Origin of the sequence: Klebsiella sp. CN_Kp066 (assembly GCF_040065135.1) — a bacterium.
Classification (GTDB): domain Bacteria; phylum Pseudomonadota; class Gammaproteobacteria; order Enterobacterales; family Enterobacteriaceae; genus Klebsiella; species Klebsiella oxytoca.
On sequence record NZ_JBEAIU010000037.1, the window covers coordinates 35073 to 58307 of the forward strand.

20 protein-coding genes are annotated in these 23235 nt (G+C 53.3%); 6 read left to right on the forward strand and 14 right to left on the reverse strand.

Annotated features, from left to right (window positions below; genetic code table 11):
* Nucleotides 1–10: 10 nt before the first annotated feature.
* The 5 genes from ABLV75_RS14310 to ABLV75_RS14330 form a co-directional block, all read right to left on the reverse strand.
* The gene (locus tag ABLV75_RS14310) at nt 11–1519 is read right to left on the reverse strand and encodes an FGGY-family carbohydrate kinase (protein ID WP_004101666.1); all 1509 of its coding nucleotides are present in this window, start codon (nt 1517–1519) and stop codon (nt 11–13) included.
* Nucleotides 1512–2870, reverse strand: coding sequence for a PTS galactitol transporter subunit IIC (locus ABLV75_RS14315; protein WP_004101663.1), 1359 nt, complete (start codon nt 2868–2870; stop codon nt 1512–1514). Before ABLV75_RS14315 ends, ABLV75_RS14310 begins: the two co-directional genes overlap by 8 nt.
* A gap of 77 nt (nt 2871–2947) precedes the next feature.
* Nucleotides 2948–3235, reverse strand: coding sequence for a PTS sugar transporter subunit IIB (locus ABLV75_RS14320; protein WP_004101661.1), 288 nt, complete (start codon nt 3233–3235; stop codon nt 2948–2950).
* On the reverse strand, nt 3232–3705 hold the full coding sequence (locus ABLV75_RS14325; protein ID WP_004101659.1) for a PTS sugar transporter subunit IIA: 474 nt from the start codon (nt 3703–3705) through the stop codon (nt 3232–3234). Before ABLV75_RS14325 ends, ABLV75_RS14320 begins: the two co-directional genes overlap by 4 nt.
* A 13-nt stretch (nt 3706–3718) precedes the next feature.
* Entirely contained in the window at nt 3719–4465 is a 747-nt protein-coding gene (locus ABLV75_RS14330; RefSeq protein WP_004101657.1) for a GntR family transcriptional regulator, read from the reverse strand.
* Between the two features lie 397 nt (nt 4466–4862).
* Here ABLV75_RS14330 and ABLV75_RS14335 point away from each other — a divergent pair, with 397 nt between their 5' ends.
* Nucleotides 4863–5483: a histidine phosphatase family protein gene (locus ABLV75_RS14335; protein WP_032704843.1), complete on the forward strand. Its 621-nt coding sequence runs from the start codon at nt 4863–4865 to the stop codon at nt 5481–5483.
* Between the two features lie 159 nt (nt 5484–5642).
* On the opposite strand, the gene ABLV75_RS14340 is transcribed toward ABLV75_RS14335, so the two are convergent.
* Nucleotides 5643–6419: a hypothetical protein gene (locus tag ABLV75_RS14340; protein ID WP_071787143.1), complete on the reverse strand. Its 777-nt coding sequence runs from the start codon at nt 6417–6419 to the stop codon at nt 5643–5645.
* A 302-nt stretch (nt 6420–6721) separates the two neighbouring features.
* Here ABLV75_RS14340 and ABLV75_RS14345 point away from each other — a divergent pair, with 302 nt between their 5' ends.
* Nucleotides 6722–7702, forward strand: coding sequence for a helix-turn-helix domain-containing protein (locus ABLV75_RS14345; RefSeq protein ID WP_004101651.1), 981 nt, complete (start codon nt 6722–6724; stop codon nt 7700–7702).
* A gap of 78 nt (nt 7703–7780) precedes the next feature.
* The gene (gap, locus tag ABLV75_RS14350) at nt 7781–8791 is read left to right on the forward strand and encodes a type I glyceraldehyde-3-phosphate dehydrogenase (protein ID WP_004101649.1); all 1011 of its coding nucleotides are present in this window, start codon (nt 7781–7783) and stop codon (nt 8789–8791) included.
* Between the two features lie 282 nt (nt 8792–9073).
* On the opposite strand, the gene ABLV75_RS14355 is transcribed toward gap, so the two are convergent.
* On the reverse strand, nt 9074–10057 hold the full coding sequence (locus tag ABLV75_RS14355; RefSeq protein WP_004101647.1) for a hypothetical protein: 984 nt from the start codon (nt 10055–10057) through the stop codon (nt 9074–9076).
* Between the two features lie 797 nt (nt 10058–10854).
* Here ABLV75_RS14355 and ABLV75_RS14360 point away from each other — a divergent pair.
* Complete coding sequence (locus ABLV75_RS14360) at nt 10855–11334, forward strand: Rrf2 family transcriptional regulator (protein WP_004101646.1); 480 nt, start codon at nt 10855–10857, stop codon at nt 11332–11334.
* A gap of 67 nt (nt 11335–11401) precedes the next feature.
* On the opposite strand, the gene oqxB is transcribed toward ABLV75_RS14360, so the two are convergent.
* On the reverse strand, nt 11402–14554 hold the full coding sequence (gene oqxB, locus ABLV75_RS14365; RefSeq protein WP_017145998.1) for a multidrug efflux RND transporter permease subunit OqxB: 3153 nt from the start codon (nt 14552–14554) through the stop codon (nt 11402–11404).
* Nucleotides 14555–14577: 23 nt separating this feature from the next.
* The gene (locus ABLV75_RS14370; RefSeq protein WP_004101644.1) at nt 14578–15753 is read right to left on the reverse strand and encodes an efflux RND transporter periplasmic adaptor subunit; all 1176 of its coding nucleotides are present in this window, start codon (nt 15751–15753) and stop codon (nt 14578–14580) included.
* Nucleotides 15754–16088: 335 nt separating this feature from the next.
* Between ABLV75_RS14370 and ABLV75_RS14375 the strand changes: the two genes are divergently transcribed.
* Nucleotides 16089–16433 carry a helix-turn-helix domain-containing protein gene (locus ABLV75_RS14375; RefSeq protein WP_004101642.1) on the forward strand — a complete coding sequence of 115 codons (345 nt, stop codon included), beginning with the start codon at nt 16089–16091 and terminating at the stop codon, nt 16431–16433.
* Nucleotides 16434–16610: 177 nt separating this feature from the next.
* On the opposite strand, the gene ABLV75_RS14380 is transcribed toward ABLV75_RS14375, so the two are convergent.
* Together ABLV75_RS14380 and ABLV75_RS14385 are read right to left on the reverse strand one after the other, a co-directional pair.
* Entirely contained in the window at nt 16611–17081 is a 471-nt protein-coding gene (locus ABLV75_RS14380; protein WP_004101640.1) for a GNAT family N-acetyltransferase, read from the reverse strand.
* 242 nt (nt 17082–17323) lie between these two features.
* Entirely contained in the window at nt 17324–18823 is a 1500-nt protein-coding gene (locus ABLV75_RS14385; RefSeq protein WP_004101638.1) for an aldehyde dehydrogenase family protein, read from the reverse strand.
* Nucleotides 18824–19058: 235 nt separating this feature from the next.
* On the opposite strand from ABLV75_RS14385, the gene feaR reads away from it, so the two are divergent.
* The gene (gene feaR, locus ABLV75_RS14390) at nt 19059–19967 is read left to right on the forward strand and encodes a transcriptional regulator FeaR (RefSeq protein ID WP_017146000.1); all 909 of its coding nucleotides are present in this window, start codon (nt 19059–19061) and stop codon (nt 19965–19967) included.
* Here feaR and ABLV75_RS14395 read toward each other — a convergent pair whose 3' ends face one another.
* Genes ABLV75_RS14395 through ABLV75_RS14405 form a run of 3 tightly spaced genes read right to left on the reverse strand, consistent with a single transcriptional unit; the run spans nt 19968 to nt 23123 of the window.
* Complete coding sequence (locus ABLV75_RS14395; protein ID WP_004112635.1) at nt 19968–20291, reverse strand: YdbL family protein; 324 nt, start codon at nt 20289–20291, stop codon at nt 19968–19970.
* Nucleotides 20292–20298: 7 nt separating this feature from the next.
* The gene (locus ABLV75_RS14400; RefSeq protein WP_004101631.1) at nt 20299–20484 is read right to left on the reverse strand and encodes a YnbE family lipoprotein; all 186 of its coding nucleotides are present in this window, start codon (nt 20482–20484) and stop codon (nt 20299–20301) included.
* Complete coding sequence (locus ABLV75_RS14405) at nt 20484–23123, reverse strand: YdbH family protein (protein ID WP_004101629.1); 2640 nt, start codon at nt 23121–23123, stop codon at nt 20484–20486. The genes ABLV75_RS14400 and ABLV75_RS14405 overlap by 1 nt, the downstream gene beginning before the upstream one ends.
* Nucleotides 23124–23235 lie beyond the last annotated feature (112 nt).

Genomic DNA, 23235 nt, shown 5'->3' on the forward strand with positions numbered 1-23235 from the left:
TGTAAAGAAATTATCGAACTACTGAGCTATTACCCTCCTCACCAATAAATACTCCTTCCTGCATTAATTTAAATCGGTAAAAGGCTAGCCATTGCTGCTGATATTTTTGCAACTTCTCCGACCGTATTACGTCAGGAATATAGCGCCCGGCCACAGGAACAGAGGGAGGGTCAATCTCCGGGCAGGCTATCAATAATGCCCCAACGGATACGGCTTCATCAAAAGCAATGGCCTCAATGGGGCATTGAAGGATGTCAGCCTTCAACTGGAGCCAGTACGGGTTTCTCACCGCAGGGCCTATTACTTTTACACTCCTGCCAGCCTGGATGTTAAAGCACTCATAACAGAGAGAAAACTCCATCGTCAGACCGATAAAGACACTCTCAAGCAGAGTCGCTGGCGAAAGTGAATCCGTCAGACCAAAAATCAGACCGCGCGTGTGCCGATTTTTATTTGGCGAACCAGACCCCCGCAAATGAGGAATGAACACGGGAATGTCTTCGGCAGACCAGGAAGGCTGGACATAGCGCTCGCGTGCTTTTTCCAGACCTGTTTGAATTTCCTCATCCGTCAAACGAAACGTTTTTCTCACCCATTCAAGCGCATAACCGCCAACAGGAAGTGATGCAAAAAGCGTGAAAAATTCAGCATCGGAATAACAGCCGTTTGCCAGTTTATCCCTCCGTGACTGGTCACTGAGTGTTGGCTGAGTATCCAGCAGCAAAATACCCTCTGTCGTCCCGGTTGAATTCAACACCTCACCGGGTTGCATCTGGAATGCCCGGGCTCCGACCATATGATCGTGTCCCGCAATCGTGATTTTGACTTCATGAGAGAACCCAAGCTCTTGTCTGAGCGTGGCGGTCATCCAACCCGCGACTTCACCCGGCTTTATCAATGGTGCCAGCGCATCAAATGGTATACCGAGGATCCCGGCAGCTTTACGAGACCAGGTCTGTCGACTGACATCCAGGCACAACGTTCTGCTAGCCATTGAGACTTCCGTCTTTTTCTCACCCGTCATTCTCCACAGCAGTACTTCAGGTGCATGTAACCAGCAAATATCTCTTCGTTCATGTAATGAGTAGTTATCAAGCAACCATTTCATTTTGAAGGCTGAATAATTGCTGTGAGGCGGAAGTCCTGTAATAGCGTACAGCTCTTCAGCCTCTGATTTGCTTAACGAAGACAGATAAGATTCACCACGACGATCGTACCAGGCCAGCATCGGGGTAAGAATGTCACCGTGCTCATCAACGAAAACACCAGACTCACCGAAACTCGCAATACTGATATCTTTCACCGGTAAAGGTGCAGAAGCTACCAGTTCAGCCATTACCTGCCGCAGGGCCTGCCACAGCGCTTCGATATCGAAATCTACCCCGCCTTTCTCCGACGCCCTGGTAGGTGTAGGAAATTTGCGGACATCCAAAACTGACGCGTCATGACAGGAATAACAGCTGACTTTGCAGTTAGTTGTGCCAATATCGATGACAAGCGCGGCGCGGTAATCAGGCATAGACAGTTCCTTTTGTCAGACGAAAGATAGCGTAAATAATCAGAGCAATTACCGGGACCAGCCCAATAGCAATCATATTTCCGTTAAATATCTCAAGCAGCCAGTAACGGAAAGGGTTGCCACCATCCAGGAAGCTTGATACCTGACCACTTGAGCCTTCGGCCATTTTGAAATTAACGTCTTTAGCCATACCGGTAATAAATGGCGCAATTTTAGTCGCAATCCACAGGTCGGCGATGATCACCGGAATCGCGGTAATCACTGCCCGGAAAATATTACCTCGACAAGCCAGGACAATCATTGAAGCCATGACAGCCAGATTTGCCAGATCGCCAAGCGGCAAGACTTTATTGCCGGGAAGGAGAAATGCAATAAAGACAGAGATGGGGGTCAGGATCAGGGCCGTGGAGATAATAGCTGGATTACCGACTGCTACTGCGATATCCAGACCGATAAAGAGATCATCGCGACCGGGGTATTTTGCATTCAGATATTTCTTGATAGCCTCTGACAGCGGTAATAAACCTTCCATCAAGATACGGACCATGCGCGGGAGAATAAACATAACGCCACCAATGCTGATACCCAGCAGCAGGATATGTTTAAAATCGTAACCGGCAATAATACCCAGCAAGATACCCAGAATTGTCCCCACCATCATCGGTTCACCAAAGATTCCGAGCCTTTTCTGCACACTTTCCGGATCGATATGAATACGGTTAAGACCAGGGATTTTGTCGATAATTTTGTCAAACAATAGCCCAATCGGGAAGAAGACGACAGATGACAGAGTGGGAAGCGAAATGCCTTCCAGACCAAAGTACTTAGCGACTAATGGCGCTGACCAGTCCGCAACTTTGAGCACGACTATCGCAGCAATAGCAGCGGCAGAGAGCCCTAACACAAAACTCCCCGTGCTGTAGTAAACCAGCGTTCCGGCAAGAGCAAAGTGCCAGTAGTTCCACATGTCAACATCGACAGTGCGTGTCTTGTTCAGAGCCAACATGGCGACGTTAATGAGCATAGTCAGCGGGATAACAAAGGGAGCGATCGGCGAACCCCATGTAATCGCAGCCAGCGGTGGCCAGCCTAAATCGACCACTGGAAGACTGATACCGGTACGCTCAACCATTGCCTGCGCAGCCGGACCCACATTGCTGGTGAGAATGTCAAAGATGGCATAAATCCCGACAAAACCAATCCCGACAATTAACGATGAACGAAGTGCTTTTGCTGGTTTTACCTTAAAGAACAATGCCAGGAAGAACAGCACCAGCGGTAATAAAACCGTAGGGCCAAACCCCAGGACATATTGCACAACGGTATAGAGGGTGTGTGCTATATCATTCATATCCGACCTCTTGATTCAGATGTAACCAGACCTCGCGTTAGCGCCTGGATAATTTATCTTGTTTTATATTTATGAAATCAGGCCTGGCCTTTAAGAATTGAAATTATTTTTTCCAGTACTTTATCCTCACCTATTCCGGTAATAATTGGCAGACCACTAACAACCGGGATATCCAGTTCATAAGGCACTTTTGTTGTTGATACCACTAAAGCTGCACCATCAGTATTATTTGGGAGTGAGGCGACATTAGTTTGTGAGTAATTAACATCAAGCCCATTCTCTTTACAATATTCCATTACCTTTTCTGCCACGGCTGTGGAAGTAGCAACACCCGTTGCACAAACAAACAGTATCATTTGACTCATAACTCACCTCTTTCAGATAATCGTATGTAAATTGATTGATAAATTTCATCATCATTCATGACCAGCAACTGCTGCATAAAATCCCCATCCTGGATGACATCCATAATCCAGCCCAGGATATTGAGCTGCTTGTTGCTTTCACCTAATGCAAGCATGAATACTACCCTGACTGGAACAGGTTCTGGCTCTCCGCCCATATCTTCGAAATTGACGCATTCTGCTAATATCCCAATACTGATCGCATTCTGACGAACATGTTGGTGATCGGTATGGGGAATAGCGACACCCACAGGTTCAACAGCCAGACCTGTTGGAAAACTTTTTTCCCGCTCAATAACGTGATCGGCAAAATCAGACACGACCATACCATCGTTAATGAGTGGACTGGCGAGAGTCCTGATAATGTCCTGTTGGCTGACCTCCTTTGGAAGGTGTCGCACGTAATGACGACGAAAATTAATATCCTGCATAATTCCCTCTTTACTAGTTAGCATCCCGGCGCTGCAATATGGTGCCAAGATAATATTTATTGCCTTTTAGCCAGACGTTTCCAAACTCAACGGGCAATCCTCTGGAGAAAAACACTAACTGTTCTAAATGTAAAACAGGCGCATCTTCACCAATATCCAGAAAATGTCCTCGTTCATTACCAATGAGTCTGGCAGCGTAACGACTTTCAGAGAAACTTATTTTCTTTTGAGATAATCGCTCAATCGTTGGAAATAAATTTTCCCTGGTAAAATCCACATCCACAATACCGGGACAAAGCTCAATGTTGATACGATTTTCAATCAACATCACTTTTTCATCACCAATAGAGCGAAGGCGTTCAAGAAACAGAATATCCTGCCCCGGGTGAATTCCGAGCTTTTCAGCCACGAAACGATTGGCTGGTTCCAGCCGGGAAGTAATAACGCTGGTGGTGAAGTTTATTTTCTGGCTTGCCAGGGCTTCCGCAAAAGAGAGCAAACCTTCACCCAGCGGATAAGCAACATTTTCCTTTTTCACAAAGGTGCCTTTACCCTGAACTTGCACAAGGACACCTTCTCTTACCAGTTGGTCCACCGCTTTCTTAACGGTACCGCGACTCACCTCAAGCATATCCATGATTTGAAACTCTGAAGGTATGCGGTCATCCTCAACAAGTTCCCCGCTATAGATACTTTCTCTTATCCACTCCACAACCTGCTGATAAAGCGGAATTTGTGAACTTTTTATTAATGTTTTCATGGTGCGCACCTGAACATTTAGAGTTGTCCATGGACAATCATGTACAACTTCGAGTTTATGATAGGGATTTTTTAGATGGGAGGTATGGCAGAGAGTCACAATTTTGGAGCTCTAATCAGGATCATTTTTATGTGATGAACATCACATAAAGTCCATTATCTGGCCATTGAAGTCGATAATGCGTTAGCGATCGCTGGGTAAATTTAAGTCCAGGGTGGTGAAAGCTGCTGCGGACCAGGAGTGGAGGTTAACGATGTTCAATGCATCAATTCTGAGACTGAACATCCTGGTCAGCTACACTTATTGCTGTTTATCATCCAGAGCAGAAACATTCTACTCTATTAAAGGGATAGGTTTGGTCTTTAGCATTTTCATCAATAACACACATGGCCCTTTAATGATGCAAGTGATACTTGTTCGACACGCGGAAACCGAGTGGAATGTGAGAGAGATTCTACAAGGACAGAGCGATAGCGCATTGACCTCCCGGGGGAAACGCCAGACATCAGCCTTACTTGCGGCGTTTGCAGCGTGTGATTACCGGGTAGAATGTGTCTACGCTTCTCCGCTTGGTCGTGCCTGGCAAATGGGACAGAGCCTGGCTGAAAGCTTTTGTTGCTCACTGATAGCTGAGCCTGCCCTGAAAGAACAAGCACTGGGTCAATTTGAAGGCATGGCAACAGCGCAGCTCCTGAAGCACAGCCCGGATGCTGCAGAAGCGTTATTCAAACTTGATGCCGAGTATTGTCCGCCCGGAGGCGAGTCTCTCTCATATGCCTCTCAGCGTATGATGCATTTTTTATACGCTCTGGGAAAAAAACGCCATCATCAAACGATATGTATTGTGTCGCACGGGCATGTCATTCAGGGCGTTCTTTCGATTCTGAAAAGTGGAACTGTCGATGATTTCCCGAGGTATGCACAACCCAACGCGAGTTACTCAGTTTTCGACCTGATTGATGGACGTTGTGCTGCCCTTAGATGGGGAATTGCAACGCATTTACGGCTACGGGATTAGTTGTTACCTTTCAATCATCCACAGCTATCCTACCAGCGCCATCATGGTTTAAGCACAAGGTCAGCTGAGTGCCAAGAGCGGACGTTGCTCCAGTACGGAGCAGGGCCAGATATCTTCAGACCTTCAAATCAGAACAGTATCGTATTTCACATAGTTTAATTAAATACCTAAGCGATATCGCTGTTCATCCGATAGTGGATTTTTTATAGCCTCTTGATACGCGGCCTTACATTTGAGCCAAAATTCATGATGGGATGTACGTAACTCAGCTCCAACAAGTGCATCAAATCTAACCCAAAAAAGATACCTCACAGCACCCAAACTTAACAAGGTCTGGAAACATGTTGGATTGTGTGTTTTTGAGTCAAACAGGACAATAAGTCCTCCATGTCTAGCAAAACCATGTTCTCCGCATGTATCTCGATAAGTCAGGTAGATTGGATCTACATCAATGTGTAGAAAGATAATGTTCCTACTCGTTTTTCCTATAGCAAATTCGCAAGCCTCTAATGGGCGAGGGCCGCCTGCTTCTGCAATTTGGCAGCATAAAATTTTGGAAAAGTATCTAAACACATTGAGGTAGGCTTCTGAGTCCAAATTATACTGTGGCATATTAAACACCTCAGAAGGGTCCCTACCTTCTGATAACAGCGATGAAACTAAAGTGTGAAATCGATCAAATTCCTGATCTGCAGGCTGTGTACGAGAGCCATTGCATAAAGAGCACATTCGTGCCGAAAAATGGAAAGCCTTAGACTTAGGACCTTGTGCTGTACGAAGAATGCCGCCATCATCAAAATCTCCAATGACCATTGCATTACTTCCAAAAATTTTTCTCAACGCCGAAGCTTTTATTTTGTGCTCTCCGGTGAGAGAACCACTAGACCCGCATAAGCAACAGCCTTCTGTCTGATATGATTTGAAGAATATTTCCATTAAGACCACCAAATGTGTATGACATTCCTTAGAGGTAGAGGCTTAGTCAGCAACACGATAAGTATCCCAGAAAGTCGCGCTATTGACATTTGAATCCCCTTTTAATCTATGAGTTAACGTCCGCTCCTCGCTAATAGCGGACATTCTGCCCTCTTTTCCAGCAGATCTACCTCAGCAGGCGACGCCGCTCAGGCAACGTCAACCATCATCTGGCTGAAAATACCGTCTCTCAGGCAAGTAAGATTGCCTCCTTCCCCATCCATTCTGTTGACTTATTCTGTAAAAAGATTACTTTTCAGGACATGAAGAAAATACTCATTATTGTCCCCGATGGCGGCATGCTGTTTGAGTCCGCCGGTATTGCCGACATTCTGATGCAGGCTAACCGCCTGCATCCGGAAGGCGCCAGTGAGATCTGTTACCAGGTACGGCTGGCGACGACTCAACCGCATCAGGTGATCCATGGTCAGTCCGGTTTAAATTTGCTGGCCGATCATCGCCTGCATGAGATAGACCCTCGCGAGCCCCTCGATACGATCATCATTACCGGTAGAGGTCAAAACCCGCAGGAAGGGATTGCGGTGGTTGACTGGCTGCGCCTTGCCGCTCCCCATGCCCGCCGCATTGCCTCCATTTGCGGCGGTGCGATGCTGCTGGCGCAAACCGGGCTGCTGGACGGCAGACGGGCCACTACCCACTGGAAGCTGTTGGAAACCATGCAGGCGGAATTCCCGCTGGTCCGCGTCGAGGGCGGTCCGCTCTATATTCAGGACGAACATATCTGGACCTCTGGCGGGGTCAGTTCCGGCTTTGATCTTACGCTGGCGCTGGTTGAAGAAGATTACGGCTTCAGCCTGGCGCGCGATATCGCGCAGGACTTCGTCATGTATCTGCGTCGCCCCGGAGGCCAGCTGCAGTTTAGCCGCTACAACCTTCAGCAGACTACCACCCTGGGCCCGATTAACGATCTGCTGGCATGGTTGCTCGAAAACCTCACCGCCGACCTCAGCGTGGATAAGCTGGCGGAAAAAGTCGCCATGAGTCCGCGAAATTTCACCCGCGTGTTTACCCGGGAAACCGGCGCTTCGCCGGCGCGTTACGTCGCGGAAGCTCGTCTGGCCGCTGCCCGGCAGCGTCTGGAGCAGACCAGCGACACGCTGGAGCGTATCGCCGAACAAACGGGATTTGGCAGTAGCATTAATCTGCGACGGCTGTTTGAAAAACAGCTTCATCTCACGCCCGGCGAATATCGCCAACGGTTTCACAGCCGCAGAATGGCGTAAAGTGATCCTTTTTTGTCATTTACGCCATCAAACGCCCGGCCTACATTGACTCCAGAGCCAATCAATAAGGAGTGGATTATGGTTAAGGTCGGTATTAACGGTTTTGGTCGTATCGGACGCAACGTACTGCGTGCTGCACTGGGCAATCCGGATATTGAGATTGTGGCAATTAACGATCTGACAGACAGTAAGACGCTGGCGCATCTACTGAAATACGACTCGCTGCTCGGTAAACTCGACGCCGACGTCACCGCCAGCGAGGGGCAGCTTGTGGTTGATGGTAAACCCATTACCGTGTTCAGCGAACGCGATCCGGCAAATATCCCGTGGCGTCAGCGTGAAGTCGATATCGTGATTGAAGCCACAGGCTTCTTCACCGAGCGCGACAAGGCGGCGGTGCATATCCACAGCGGTGGCGCGAAGCGCGTGATTATCTCCGCCCCTGGTAAAAACGATGATTTAACCATCGTGATGGGCGTTAACGATGGCCTCTACTCCCCGGATAAGCACTACGTGGTCAGTAACGGTAGCTGCACCACCAACGGTCTGGCGCCTGCCGCCCAGGTTCTGCACCAGCATTTTGGGATCAAGCATGGCCTGATGAACACGACCCACGCTTATACCAACAGCCAGGCGCTGCACGACCAGCCGGAAAAAGATCTGCGTGGCGCCCGCGCCGCTACGCTGTCGATCGTACCGTACTCCAGCGGTGCCGCGAAGGCGCTGGGCAAAGTTATTCCTGCGCTGGAGGGCCGCCTGACGGGATATTCGCTGCGCGTCCCCGTTCCGGTGGTATCCATTGTCGACCTGACCGTCACGCTTGAGCGAGATGTGACAAGCGAAGAGGTGAATAATGCCTTTCGCGAAGCCGCCGCGACGGGGCCACTGAAAGGTATCCTCGGCTATAGCGATGAACCGCTGGTCTCCAGCGACTACCGGGGCGACCCGCGCTCGTCGATTATCGACGGTCTGTCAACGCTGGTGATTGGCGGCAATATGGTCAAAATTCTGGCGTGGTACGACAACGAATGGGGATTCTCTAATCGCCTCGTCGACCTGGCGCTGATGATGGCAAGTCGTGAACGCTAATTCACTGCGGGTGTGATTGATAGTGAACATCATGGAGAGATTCAGGTGACGCGCAGCAGGCTCCGCTGAGCGCCTGATAAAAAGCATAAATGCCCTCAAAGGGCATTTATGCTTTAGCGGTAATGTGCGCAAGGCCAGTATATTCTTAACAACTATTCCTGCGGAGCCGGAAAATCGTTAGTGCACAAATAACGCGATCAAAATAATGATCGGGATAGGCACGCCCAGAAAGAAAAGCAATATTGAACGCATAGGTTCCTCCTGAATAATGAGTGTTAGAAATTATAAGTCACGCTGACGGCCGCCATAGGTTGCACACAGGCTGGCAACGAATGCGCCGATTAACAGAGAAATAAATGACCACAGGGTAACGTAGCTCGTGGCTTTTCTGGCAGCATCTGCGGCCTGCTGTGCTTTATTTTTTGCCTCTTTCAAATTGGCCTGCGCTTTATCATAAACAGCCTGAACCCGCTGCTCGGCCTCTTGCTGACTGATGCCGGTATTCTGCGAAACTAACTGCGCTACATAAGTCAGATCTTCCTGGGGAAGCGCGCCAGTATAAATGCTGTTAGCAAAAATACCCGTAACCTCTGCTAATTGCGCTGGAGATTCGGCCTTTGGCGGTACGGGCTGATTCATTGCCATCGCGTCATTGCCTGATGTATTAGCCGGAAGTCCGCCGTTATCTGCCGGAGCGGAAGCGGTCGACCGGAACAGCGAGCGGGTAAAATATTCCATCGATGACTTCGACAGCACGGAAGATTCGTCTCCCGCGTTACTCATCGCGGTTGCCGTCGCGCCCCCGGCAACGGAACCAATCACTTTTGCGCTGCCGCCGATGAGAGAGCTGATAGTGGTGGTCAAAAGCACAGCCGATACCAGCAATGCAACGGCCCAGGTCAGAAAACCATGCGCTGTATCGCGAAAATAGATTTCATTGGTATGAGTATCAACCCATTTGGTACGCAAACGCCCGGCCAGATATCCCCCCATTCCTGACGCCACAATTTGGGTAAACGTCAGCCAGGCAATGGCGACAATACCCACGGTACCTGCTGCAAGACCGTGATTTTCCCACGGAGAAATGGACGTCAGGCCTAAGCCTGCGCCAAGCATAAGCAGCATCAGCGCCAGCGAAGCCGCTGCGGCTGCGCCTGCAAATATTGCTCCCCATGATACCGCGCTCGCGCTATTTACCCCGCCGACAGGCAAAGGTCTGGCTGTTTCCTGATTACTAATATTGGTAGATTCGTAGATATGCGTCATTTACGTTGTCCTTTGAAATAACTTTTTAACCCCGAACTCGTTATGCACAAACGTCCAGGGCAGAAGTTTACCTGCCAGACTTATGGCAATATCGAACTGAGTAATTATCGTCAGCAGCTATCATTCACCGCTGCAATTTCGGGCGATAGACAAAAGCCAATCATCTAAATTAATACGAATGAACAGTGTATGAATTTAATCAACAATTTGATTTTAGTAGAGGATTCCATTTTAACCATTTTTTCTCGCCAAAAATATTAGCAGGCAAGCGTAACCACCTGTAAATAATGAGAATATTAATGCAGATGCATTATTGGTGGAAATATCCTTGATGGGTAAATAGTGCCCAGCCTCGCTAGAATAATCTTATTTTTGCTACAGTCATTGACTGAATACTGATGTGTATTAGAAGTGGCGTAGATTTAAAGTTTGCAATATCGAATATTTTATACGTCAGCGTTCAAACCGTATAAATTACCTGACTGCTGCGCTGTTTGCTGGCCAGGGGACGACCGGGGACTAATCGTTTTTCGCTTATTACCTGCGGCATCTTTGCTCTCATGTTAAACCTTGCCCCCTCCCCTAACCTGATCATCCTGCCCTTCACCGATACATTTTTACGCGCTCTGGCATAACTTTGCGGTAAAGCACAGGTACACCGGAAACTCTTTTTTACGCGCCAGGTCAATCGTTGATGACTTCAAAAAAAATACCGTATTTGGTATATTGTTGTTTATTGATTACTCACCTCTGCGGTGCCAAAAAGAACAAGATTCACCGCAACCCAGGACAAGAAAATGTTAGATTACCGCTTCCCGACAGCTTTGCAGATGGTCCTCAGCGTAGCGATGGCGGAGCAATCGGGCGAACGCTCAACGAGTGCGATTCTGGCCTACGGTCTGAAAGCCAATCCGAGCTTTATCCGCAAATTGATGGTTCCGCTCACGCGTGACGGTATCATCGTCTCAACGCTTGGCCGCAACGGCTCTATCCATCTTGGTCGCCCGGCGGAAGAGATTACCCTGCGCGATATCTACGTATCCGTCATCGAAGATAAAAAGCTGTGGGCGTCACGTCCCGACATCCCTGCCCGCTGCGTGGTGAGCGCCAACGCGTGCTGGTACTTCAAATCTGTCGCCGATGAAGCAGAGCAGGCTTCGTTAGAGGTTTTAGCTCGCCATACCGTGGCCAGTGCGCTGGAAGAAGTCAAAAAAGCCGACACCAGCGGCTGCGATCCGGTTCCTGAAATCTGTACCCAGCACAACAAATCGCACTAATCCGTTGCTTATGGCAAAAAACCGCCTTCACAGGGAAAGCGGTTTTTCTTCACTGCGGCAGCCTGTCCTACGCAGGCATCACGTCCTTCACCGCTTTACCGCGCGTCACGAATAGACGCAGCGTCACGTAAAACACCGGCGTCAGAAACAGACCAAACAGCGTAACCCCCAGCATACCGGAAAACACCGTGATCCCGGTGACGCCGCGCACTTCCGCGCCTGCGCCGTGGCCGAGTATCAGCGGAATCGTCCCGGCAATAAAGGCGATGGAGGTCATCACGATCGGGCGCAAACGCAGGCGACATGCTTCCAGCGCCGCTTCCATAATCCCTTTTCCCTGGAGCTCCAGCTCGCGGGCAAACTCGACGATCAGAATCGCATTTTTACAGGCCAGCCCCATCAGCACCACCAGCCCCACCTGTACGAATACGTTATTATCGCCGCCGGTCAGCCAGACGCCAAACAGCGCCGAGAGTAAGGTCATCGGTACGATAAGGATCACCGCCAGCGGTAGCGTCCAGCTTTCGTACAGCGCCGCCAGCACGAGGAAAGCCAGCAGCACCGCCACCGGGAAGACGATCAGCGCCGTATTGCCTTGAGTCGCCTGCTGGAAGCTCAGATCCGTCCATTCGATATTCATGCCGTTCGGCAGTATCTGCTGCGACATCGCCTCCAGCTGCGCCATCGCCTGCGAGGATGAGAGTACGCGCGGATCGGCATCGCCAATCAGATCCGCCGCCGGATAGCCATTGTAGCGAATCACCGGGTCCGGCCCATAGGTGGTACGGATATTCACCATACTGCCGATCGGTACCATTTCGCCCTGATTATTCCGGGTACGCAAATTGGCAATATCTTCCACGCTTTCGCGGAACGGCCCGTCGGCTTGCGCCATCACCCGCCAGGTCCGCCCGAACTGGTTAAAATCATTGACGTAAGACGATCCCAGATAGGTTTGTAGCGTACCGAACAGATCGGTCAGCGACACGCCCTGGGCTTTGGCCTTATCGCGATCGACCTGCACATCCAGCTGCGGAACGTTAGCCTGGTAGGTTGAGATGGGGAAATGCATCCCCGGCGTCTGCATAATGGTACCGGACATCGCGTTCACCGCGTTTTGCAGCGCGCCATAGCCAAGACCGGCGCGGTCCTGAATATAGAGCGAATAGCCGGACCCCTGGCCCAGTCCTAAAATCGGCGGCGGTAAAATAGAGAAGCCAAAGCCCTGCTGGATTTGCGCAATTTTTGCGTTGATCTCAGCGTTAATTTCCGCCGCCGTATGTTGACGCTGGTCGAACGGCTTCAGGCCAAAAAAGACCGTCCCGGTATTCGGCGTATTAGTGAACTGCAGCGCGTTAAGACCGGGAAACGCCACCGCATAATCCACGCCTTCGGTATTCATTCCGATTTCGCTCATTTTGCGGATCACCGCATCGGTGCGCGCCAGCGAAGAGCCTTCCGGCATTTTCACGCCGCCAATCAAATAGAGCTTATCCTGGGTGGGAATAAACCCGCCAGGGACGGCTTTAAACATGACGCCGGCGGCGCAAAGCAACAGCAGATAGACCACAAAAACCGCCCCGCGGCGCCCGAGCGTTTTCCCCACCAGCCCTTGATAGCCGTTCGAGCTACGGTGGAAAAAGCGGTTAAACGGACGGAAAATCCAGCCGCACAGACGATCGATAAGCCGGGTCGGGAAGTCTTTCGGCGCACCGTGCGGCTTAAGCAGTAGAGCGGCCAGCGCCGGAGAGAGGGTCAGCGAGTTGATGGCGGAGATCACCGTGGAAATCGCAATCGTCACCGCAAACTGTTTGTAGAACTGACCGGTGACCCCGGAGAGGAACGCCATCGGCACGAACACCGCGCACAGAACCAGCGCAATGGCGATAATCGGCCCGGAAACTTCACGCATCGCCTGATGCGCTGCGGCAAGCGGAGCCAATCCTTCTTCGATATTTCGCTCAACGTTTTCCACCACCACGATGGCGTCATCCACCACGATCCCAATAGCCAGCACCAGACCGAACAAACTTAGGGTATTTAGCGAAAAGCCTAACAGATAGAGGATGCTGAACGTCCCCACCACCGAGACCGGCACCGCGATCAGCGGAATAATCGACGCACGCCAGGTTTGCAGGAACAGGATCACCACCAGCACGACCAGCACCACCGCTTCCAGCAGCGTTTGCACGACCGCGCGAATGGAATCGCGAACGAAAACCGTCGGATCGTAAGGGGCCGCCCATTGCATATCCTGCGGAAAACGCTTCGCCAGCTCGTCCATTTTAGCGCGCACCGCGTTGGACAGATCGATAGCGTTGGCCCCCGGAGACTGGAAGATACCAATCCCAACCGCGTCTTTATTATTCAGCTGGGAGCGCAGCGCATAGCTACCGGAACCCATTTCAATACGCGCCACATCGCGCAGGCGGACCAGCGAGCCGTCCTGCGCCGTTTTCAGGATAATATTGCCAAACTCTTCTTCGGTATGCAGGCGCCCCTGGGCGTTAATGGAGATTAAGAAGTCGCTCTCTTGCGGCAGCGGCTCGGCGCCCAATTGCCCGGCGGAAACCTGGACGTTTTGCTCCTGCATCGCCGTCACCACATCCGAGGCGGTCAACCCGCGCGCCGCTACCTTGTCGGGATCGAGCCAGACGCGCATTGCGTATTCGCCCGATCCAAAAATCTGAATCTGCCCGACGCCGGGCAGTCGCGCCAGCTCATCCTTCACTTTTAGCGTGGCATAGTTGCGCATATACAGGGAATCGTATTTACCGCCGGGCGAAAACAGATGCACCACCAGCGTCAGAGTCGGCGACTGTTTCTGCGTGGTGATGCCTAAACGCCGCACATCTTCCGGCAGACGAGCCTCGGCCTGCGAGACCCGGTTTTGCACCTGAACCTGCGCCTGATCGGGATCGGTACCCGGGCGGAAGGTAACGGTAGTCACCAGTACGCCGTCAGAGCCGGCGACGGATTTCATGTACATCATGTTTTCAACGCCGTTGATCGCCTCTTCCAGCGGCGTCGCCACGGTCTCAGCAATCACTTTCGGGTTGGCGCCGGGATACTCCGCGCGCACCTGCACGCTGGGCGGTACGACGTCAGGATATTCGCTGATCGGCAGCAGTGGAATGGCGATTAATCCGGTGATAAAAATCAGAATCGACAGTACCGCGGCGAAGATCGGCCTGTCGATAAAAAAGCGGGAAAAGTCCATGGGTCGGATTCTCAGATAGGGGATCAGTTAAGGGCGGCGCGGGTGGTCATGGCGACGGTTTTCGCGTTAACCGGCATCCCCGGCATAAACACTTTTTGTAACCCATCGACGATGACTCTATCGCCCGGATTCAGGCCTTTATGCACGATGCGTAAGCCGGCGGCCAGGCGTCCCGGCGTGATGTCGCGACGCTGCGCTTTCCCATCTTTATCAACCACATAAACATATTTGCGATCCTGATCGGTCAGCACCGCTTTATCGTCGATTAGCGTGGCGTTAAATTCGGCGCTGCCCGGCAGGCGGACGCGGGCAAACAGTCCAGGCGTGAACTGACGCTGGGCATTATCCAGCAGCGCACGCATACGGATCGTGCCGGTGCTCGGCGTTAACTGATTATCCAGAAAATCCACTTTGCCCTGATGGGGATATCCCTCTTCGCCAACCAGGCCAATTTCTACCGGTAGCGCCAGATGATTACTGGACGCGCCCTGCCCGCTGCGGGCGAGATGTTGATAGTGAAGGTAAGTGGACTCATCCACGTCAAAGTAGACGTAAACCGTCTTCTGCGATACCAGCGTGGTAAGTACGCTGGCGCTGTCGCCGGCGGTGACCAGGTTCCCGCTGGTGATCAACGCGCGGCTGGCGCGGCCATCGATAGGCGCGGTCACTTTAGTAAAGTCCAGATTAAGCTGCGCGGCGTCAACCGCCGCCTGCGCCGCGCGAATATCAGCCTGCGCCTGGGTGGCCGCCGCACGGCGCTGCTCCCACTCTTCGCGGGAGACCAGGTTGGTATTGATTAATTTATCGGTGCGGCTAGCCTCGCTTCGCGCCAGGCTAGCCTGCGTTTTGGCTCTCGCCAGTGTCGCCTGCGCCTGCTCCAGCGCGGCGCGATAGGTACGGTCATCAATGGTGAACAGCACCTCCCCCTTTTTCACCTCCTGGCCATCGGCGTAGTTCACTTTATCAATGTAGCCGGAAACGCGGGGGCGAAGCTGAACGCTTTCCACCGCTTCAATCCGACCATTAAAGCTGTCCCACTGGCTAATGGATTTCACAATTACGTCAGCGGCGCTTACCACGGGCGCTTGCGGCGCGGCGTTTTGCGCGGCCCCCTCATCGCACCCGACAAGGAGCGCGGAGAGGAGCATCGCGCCCAGCGCAGCCAGATGAACGTTACCCCAGTTTTTTTGCAGGCTCATTATTTTTATTCCGATATGGGTAGCCGCCGGGCAAGACGCAGCGGGAGACGCCGCGCCACTTCCTTTGTCCGGACAGGCTTTAGGCTATTTGTGTCGGTCATCGCCACAAAAATGTAACAGTTGCGAATACACTATTCGCGGCGATTGTAGGAAGGCGCTAAATTTAGTGCAAGAATAATTGTTGCACTTTATGTGCTATTCCCGGCGCAGAGAAAAGGTGCAATGCTGCCAGGGTTTTAAATGCAACAATAAAACTTGCAATTAGTCTAAAAGCGATCCATTTTTAAATGCAACAAACACAAATACTTTTTGCTAAGCTGTGCGAGGGGAACCGGATGAACACTGGCGCATTCATTCACGATTTACTCGACTGGATCGACAACAATCTTGATAGCCGCCTGGATATTGAGACCGTCGCCAGGCGCGCCGGTTATTCGAAATGGCACCTGCAGCGGATATTCAAAGAGCATACCGGTTATCCTCTCGGCGAGTATATTCGCGTGCAAAAGCTGCAAAAATCGGTCGAGCGCTTAGCCCACAGCGATGAACCGATTTTGAACGTGGCGATCGCCCTCGGCTTTGACTCCCAGCAGTCCTTCAACCGCAGCTTCAAGCGTCAGTTCGGCCAGGCGCCCGGCGCATGGCGACGCAGCATCGGCAGCGCGGAGACGCAGCGATGATGCCTATGAAGAAACGGGCGGCTGGGGCTGCCGGATGTCAATCCCGGCTTTATCTCGGTGCGGCCTGCAAAGCGAGGGCCTGTGCGTATTCACTTAGCAAAGGTGCCAGAAGGGATTGAACTAGCGGCGGGGTTTACTGCCAGCGTTGCCATGATACCTTAGAAAATTTTAAATTCGTTAAAGCACCATTTTCATATCAAAACAGAGTAGGTCTGTCCCCGTGACAGAGGATGTATACGCTTTTTCGCCGATTAAAACAAAACCCCGGCTGGCATAAAAAAAACGAGCATTTGGCGTAGATGATAACTCCAGAAATTGCATTCCTGACTTCCTCGCCTCATCCAGAAGTGCAGAGAGGAATCTGGTCCCGATTCCTTTCCCCTGGAGCTCGGGGAGAACGTAGAAGGCTTTCAGTGTGTTGGTGGCCACGTCAAGGAGTGCGGTAGCGATGATCTTTCCTTCATCATCTTGCCCGATGAAAAAAAATTCTTTGGTCATTAATTCACGAAATCCATCCGGCATCAAATCTGACGTCCAGGCGCTGATAACCTCATCACTATAACTGCCCTTACATCCAAACCGAATGGCTTGATTCCTTAGCGCCCAGCACTCCTCTGCGTTTCCAGTGTTTGCAACTTTGATATTCATAAGACCTGAACCCTGCAAATTTTATTATCACAATATATTTACATTATGTGTTAGACAAACGCTTTGCAATCACTGAATACCTGCTGCATTAGCCACCCTAACGCTCTGAGTGACATCAACAGGTAACGAACTAAAAAAGGTATTGTGCAGCGAGGTTTTTCACAGGCATAGCAGCAGAATTCACAAACTGCACGCCTGTAACCCCGGTAGGGCGCCAGCCGCCACCGGGGGAAGACAGGCCGCTAGTAGCGCACGCAGACCGACTTCGTTTCGCACCAGTCGTCCAGCCAGTCGGGACCGAAATCACGGCCGGTGCCGGACTGCTTCATGCCGCCGAACGGCAGGTTAGCGTCGATCAGCGTATGGCTGTTAACCCACACCGTTCCCGCCTGCAGGCGATCGGTATAGCTCAGCGCCTGGCTCAGGTCGCGGGTCCAGACGCTGGCGGTCAGGCCAAAATCGCTGTCGTTGGCCAGGCGCAGCGCCTCTTCGCCGTCGGCCACGCGCACCAGGTTTACCACCGGGCCGAAAACCTCTTCCCGGCTGAGGCGCAGCCCGGCGTCGGGATTAATTACCAGCGTTGGGGCAATATAGTATCCTTGGGTATCCGGCCCTATATTACCGCTAATCAGTTCTGCCTTCTGCTGACGGGCGTCATCAAGATAGGCCGCCACTTTGGCGCAATGCGCCTGCGACACTACCGGGTTAATCTGGCTGCTCTCCAGCATGCCTGGCCCCACCTGTAGCGACTTCACTGCCTGCTCGAAGCCGCTCACCAGCGTATCGAACAGCGGCGCTTCGATATAAATGCGCGAACTGGCGGCACATACCTGCCCCTGATTGAGAAAGCTACCGGTCATGAGTCCCTCAATAACCCATTGCGGATCGGCATCTTTCAGCACGATAGCCGGGTTCTTACCGCCCAGCTCCAGCGTGACCCGGGTCAGACGGTCGGCGGCGACGCGGGCGATTTGTTTGCCTGTCGCCGTTGATCCAGTAAAGCTGACTTTAGCGACGTGTGGGTGAGAGGTCAGCGCCGCACCGCACCCGGTCCCGCTACCGGTCACCACGTTAAAGACGCCGTCCGGCACGCCGGCTTCGGTTGCCAGTTCCGCTACCCGCAGCAGGGTCAGTGGCGTGGTTTCCGACGGCTTAATGACGATAGAACAGCCTGCAGCCAGCGCGGGCATCACTTTCCACATGCCGATCATCAGCGGGAAGTTCCACGGTACGATCCCGGCGACAACCCCCACCGGTTCTTTTTTGGTCCACGCCTGATAGCGCGCACCCGGCGGGAAGGGAATCGACACGTCCAGGGTCCGTCCGCTGATTTTAGTGGTCAGCCCGGCGGTATAGCGCATCCAGTTCAGGGTACAGCCCACTTCGAAGGCCCGGGAAATATTAATCGATTTCCCCTGTTCAAGCGTCTCCAGCTGCGCCAGCTCTTCGCCATGCTGCTCAACCAGATCGGCGAAGCGCAGCAGAATACGTTCGCGATCGGCGGGCGTTCGCCCTGCCCAGCTGCGGGAAACGAAGGCGCGCCAGGCAGACATGACTGCCCGATCGACATCGGCGGCACTGGCGTCCGCGGTGCTGGCGATAGCCTGGCCGGTTGCCGGGTTCCAGACGGTTAAGCGCTTTTCACTCTCTGCCGCCTGCTGTGCGCCGTCGAGATATAAACCATGCTGCCTGTCTAAAAACTGCTGTACGCTGGCGAGTAGCGCGACCTCTGATGTGGACATACCCCTTCCTTATTGTTCGCGGATAGTGGTTTCAGTCTATGCCGGGGGCGCGATTCACGCTTTTTTCTCTGTGACATTCGCTTTTGCCGCTGTGACAGGCGCCGCAATTAAGGGGATTTCGCGGACAAAAAATGTGCAGCAGGTAATAGTTCTTTCATATACTCCGCCTTTTACCCTTGTCTCCGGCATCATAAATGCAACAATGCATAAACATTACCATTACAAGGGATGCGCGATGAGTACGGCAAATCGTGGACAGGATTACCAGCATTGGTTAGCCAAAATCAATCAAGTGTGCGGCCAGTTCGCCGCTCGCCCGCTGGATGATAATTTTCACGGTGAGATAGACGCCAGCTATGCGGGCGACCTGAAAGTCAGCACGGTAACCGCTCGCGGCATCAACCTCTACCGTACCCGGCAGGAGATCCAGCGCGATAACGACGCCTGGTTTTATACCGTCTTCCAGCTCTCAGGTCAGGCGACAATCGAGCAGGACGGTCGCCAGGCGATGCTGGAGAGCGGCGATATCACCCTGATTGATGCTTCTCGCCCCTGTTCAATAATCTGGCAGCAAACCTCGCGTCAGGCTTCGCTGCTGCTGCCAAGGTCGCTGCTGGAACAGCAACTGCGCGGCAGTGAAATCAGCATTGCCACCCGGCTGGCAAAAACCCTGCCGATGGTCCAGCTCAGTCAGCGACTGCTGCATGAGAGCATGAACAGCCCCGAGCTATCGGCCAGCGAAAGCAAAGCGGCGCTGGAGGCGATTGTTTGCCTGCTGCGCCCCATGCTGCACCATCAGGAGGCCCAGCCCACCCGGCGCGATAAACAGTTTCAGAAAATCATGGCGTTAATCGATGAGTCGATTCAGGCGGAACATCTGCGCCCGGAGTGGCTGGCCAGCGAAACCGGTATGTCGGTGCGCAGTCTTTACCGCCTGTTTGCGGAAAAGGGGCTGGTGGTGGCGCAATATATCAAGAATCGTCGGCTCGATCTCTGCGCCCGCGCGCTGGAAAGCGCCCATGATGATGAAAAGCTGGCGGGGATCGGCTACAGCTGGGGTTTCAGCGATCATAGCCATTTCTCCACCGCCTTTAAGCAGCGCTTCGGCGTCTCGCCGGGGGAGTATCGCAAGCGCTGCCGATAGCTATTTTTTCAGCCATTTGCCGTTAAGGCCCTGCACATACTCGCCAGGCTGCGCCCTGGCGACGAGCTTCTGCCCGGCCATTTTCGCCACCTGATCCACCGGCAGGTTGTTGTCGTCCGCCAGTTGCTGATAGCTGTCGCTGCGGGCGGCGTTGATCTGTTTAACCAGCGCCAGGGTTTCTTTATCCTGGCGCAGCGGTTGAAGATAGCCGTTCAGCGTTTCGCCGACTCGCCCCTGCTGCCGCGCTTCGCTTAGGGTTAACGCCAGCGCCTGAGTGCTCAACAACGCCAGCGCCAGCGTCGCGATTAACCATCGTTTTCTCATCATCGCTTCAGAACAGATCGCTACGGGTTTTCAGCAGATTCTCAACGTCTTTATCCACTTTGATATGAATCTCATGTTCAATTTTGACGTTCATATTGATGGTGATCGGCTCTTTCGACGCCGCAATTTCAATACGCGGCGTACAGCCCGCCAGCAGCATGGTTGCCAGAAAAGCGGTGAATAGTTTGATCATTATTGTTGTTCCTTACAGGTATGACTGTCCTGGCAGCGCTGGGCGGGCAGTCTGGCGTTCTGCTCCAGCCACGCCTGCAGATTGTCGCCGAAACGCAAGCTGCGCCACAGGTCAAAAATATTCTCTTCATGGGAGTAGTTTAAGTGCACCGTGTTGCTTTTGCCCTCTACCCGACTGGTGCCGCTGATGGTCGCCTTCAGCGTCAGTACGCCGAGGTTATCGAGATTGATCCGCGTCCACGAGGTGGCCACTTCCATATAGCGCAGCCAGTTAATGGCCGCCCCGGCGGAGACGTTGTCGGCCACCAGCGCGTCAGCGGTGTCTTTATCCAGGCGCATCGTCATCGGCCCCGGATTGCTGAACCAGCCGTCCTTAATGATCCATTTATCGTTATCCAGCCACAGCGGCAGCGCGCCGTTGAACGGGCCGGAAACGGCGAACTGCTTCACTTTAATGGCGCTAATTAATTCGCTGCTGGAGATGTTCTGCAGGCGCAGCAGCGCCGGGTCGTGCTGCGGCATCCGCAGCTGCTGCATGGTTAGCTTGCCGCCGAGAATATCGACGCTGACGTTGCTCAACTGTAAAGGAGCGTCTTCGCTCCAGGGCCAGGCTCCCTGAAGATCTGCCGTCAGATTGCGCGCCGTAAACTGGTTGACGACTTCGCCAATGCGCAGCGAAACCGGATGGCGGGTGCCAAGCTGCCAGATGCCTTCGCTAAAGCGGAACGGCAGCACGAAATCGACGCCGTTGATCTGGTTATCCGGCATCCAGGCGCTGCCGCCTTTGAGCACCCCGTGCCCCCCCGCCTCAAAGCCCTGACCGGCGGCGGCAGAGAACGCGACCTGGGCGTACAGTGAACCTTCGCGCAGGTTCATCTTCCATTCCGGCGGCACCAGCGGCTGGAAAACGGTTAATGACTGTTTCGGCCACCACGCCTGCCCGCGCAGGCGCTCGCCGTCCCAGCGTCCGGTGACGCGGACGGGGCCAATTTTTTGCGCATGCAGGGAACCATTGAACTGGAACCAGGTTGGATCGCGACCCTCAACGTTAAATTTCAGCGTTGACGGCGGCAGTTCGCTGCCGCCGCTGAAGGTGGTTTTTCCGGCATCCAGCGACAGCGCGCCGGTCAGTCGCGGATGCTGCTCATCGCGCAGCCAGTGAATCGGTTTATCCAGGGTGAGGCGCGGCGTGCTCACCAGCATGGAACCATACTGCAGCTTATCGAAACCGGTCGACAGGCTATTGAGCACGATGGCGCTATCAACCCATTCACCCGCGCCTTTAACGTCCCAGCGCGCCTGCATCGGGGTAAAATGGCCATCGCCCCAGTAGCGCCACTGCCAGCGGCCGCGGTCGGGCATAAAATTGTCGGCCTGGCCGTCGAGATGCAGGGTAAAATCCCCCATCTCCTGCTCATGGGCGCGGAGAATGGCCTGCAGGCGGCCATCCACGCCCTGCTGCGTCACGGTGACGCCCGCCAGCGGCCAGCGAATTTCATCGATGTTCAGTGAGTCGATGACCCGCCCGCGCGAACGCAGCAGCGCCCCAGGATGAAAGTTGAGGATCGGCGCGATAAGCGGACCGCTCAGCTGCGCGGGCAGTCTGGCGTAAAAAATCAGATCGCCAAGTTTGGCCTCGCCGGTCAGCTGTAGCGGCATGTCGCTGCTGTCCATACTCAGCTTACCGGGGCCAATATTGAGCACGGCATTACCCTTACCAGCCTGACCCTGGGTAAGCACGTTCAACCGCCCGCTGACCTGCATCTGTTCGGTGCCCTGTTGCCAGTTACCCACCGAAAGCGCAACGCGACCGCTTAACGCATTGCCCGCATACTCGGTGTGCCAGCGGCCATCGCTGATAGCGATACGATCCGGGGTGATTTCCCACGGCAGGTCGAGAATCGGCTCCACTTCACCACGCGGCGTGACCAACAGCTGCCCGCGATTCTCATGCCACTCCAGTTCGGCGTCGACAAGGCCGGGTGTCTGAGGAAATTCAAAAGTGCTAAACAGATGACCATCAACCGGCAAACCGTCCGGCACCAGCGGCATCTGAAACTCGCCCACCAGCTTCACCGGCGCCTGGCCTTCTACCAGACGCGCGGAAAAGTCGCTGACCGTCAGCGCCTGGCCGCGCAGGCGCGCCAAGAGAGAGACCTCTTCTCCGGCGTAACCGATATCCTGCTGCTGCGGGGTCAACGACATCACCAGACGCCCCTGCCATTTCTCCCACGGCGACAGACGCAGATTTTCAATCGTCAGCCAGCTGTATGGCAGCATCGATTGCCACTCGGCAAGGGTTTTCGGCGCCCCCGGCGCGGCTTCGCTGTGCGGTAATTTATTCAGGCAGGCGCTGTTAATATCCAGCTCAGTGATATGTAAACGCCAGCGGCTGGGGCGGGAGAGCTCGGCGTTAGCGACACGCGCGATTTCGCAGTCGCCTACCAGGTAGCGTAAATCCGGAATACGCAGGGAAGAGCGCGTCAGGCGCGGGCTCTCGCTGAGGGAGATTCGGGTGCCCGCAGGTAGCCAGATGCCTGCCAGCGTGGGCACCCAGTGGGTGAGCGTCAACAGCAAAGCCAGCGGTAGCAGCACGAGTGCTAATAATAGCGCGATGGCGGCTTTATATTTACCCTTCATGGGCAGCTAATATCCTGATTCGAAATAAGTAAAAGCCGAGAGGCCGTCATTGTGGCACGTTCGACCTGCGAGTTAAAGTTCCCATCCCGTTTAAGCGTAGTCGCCGCCCTGT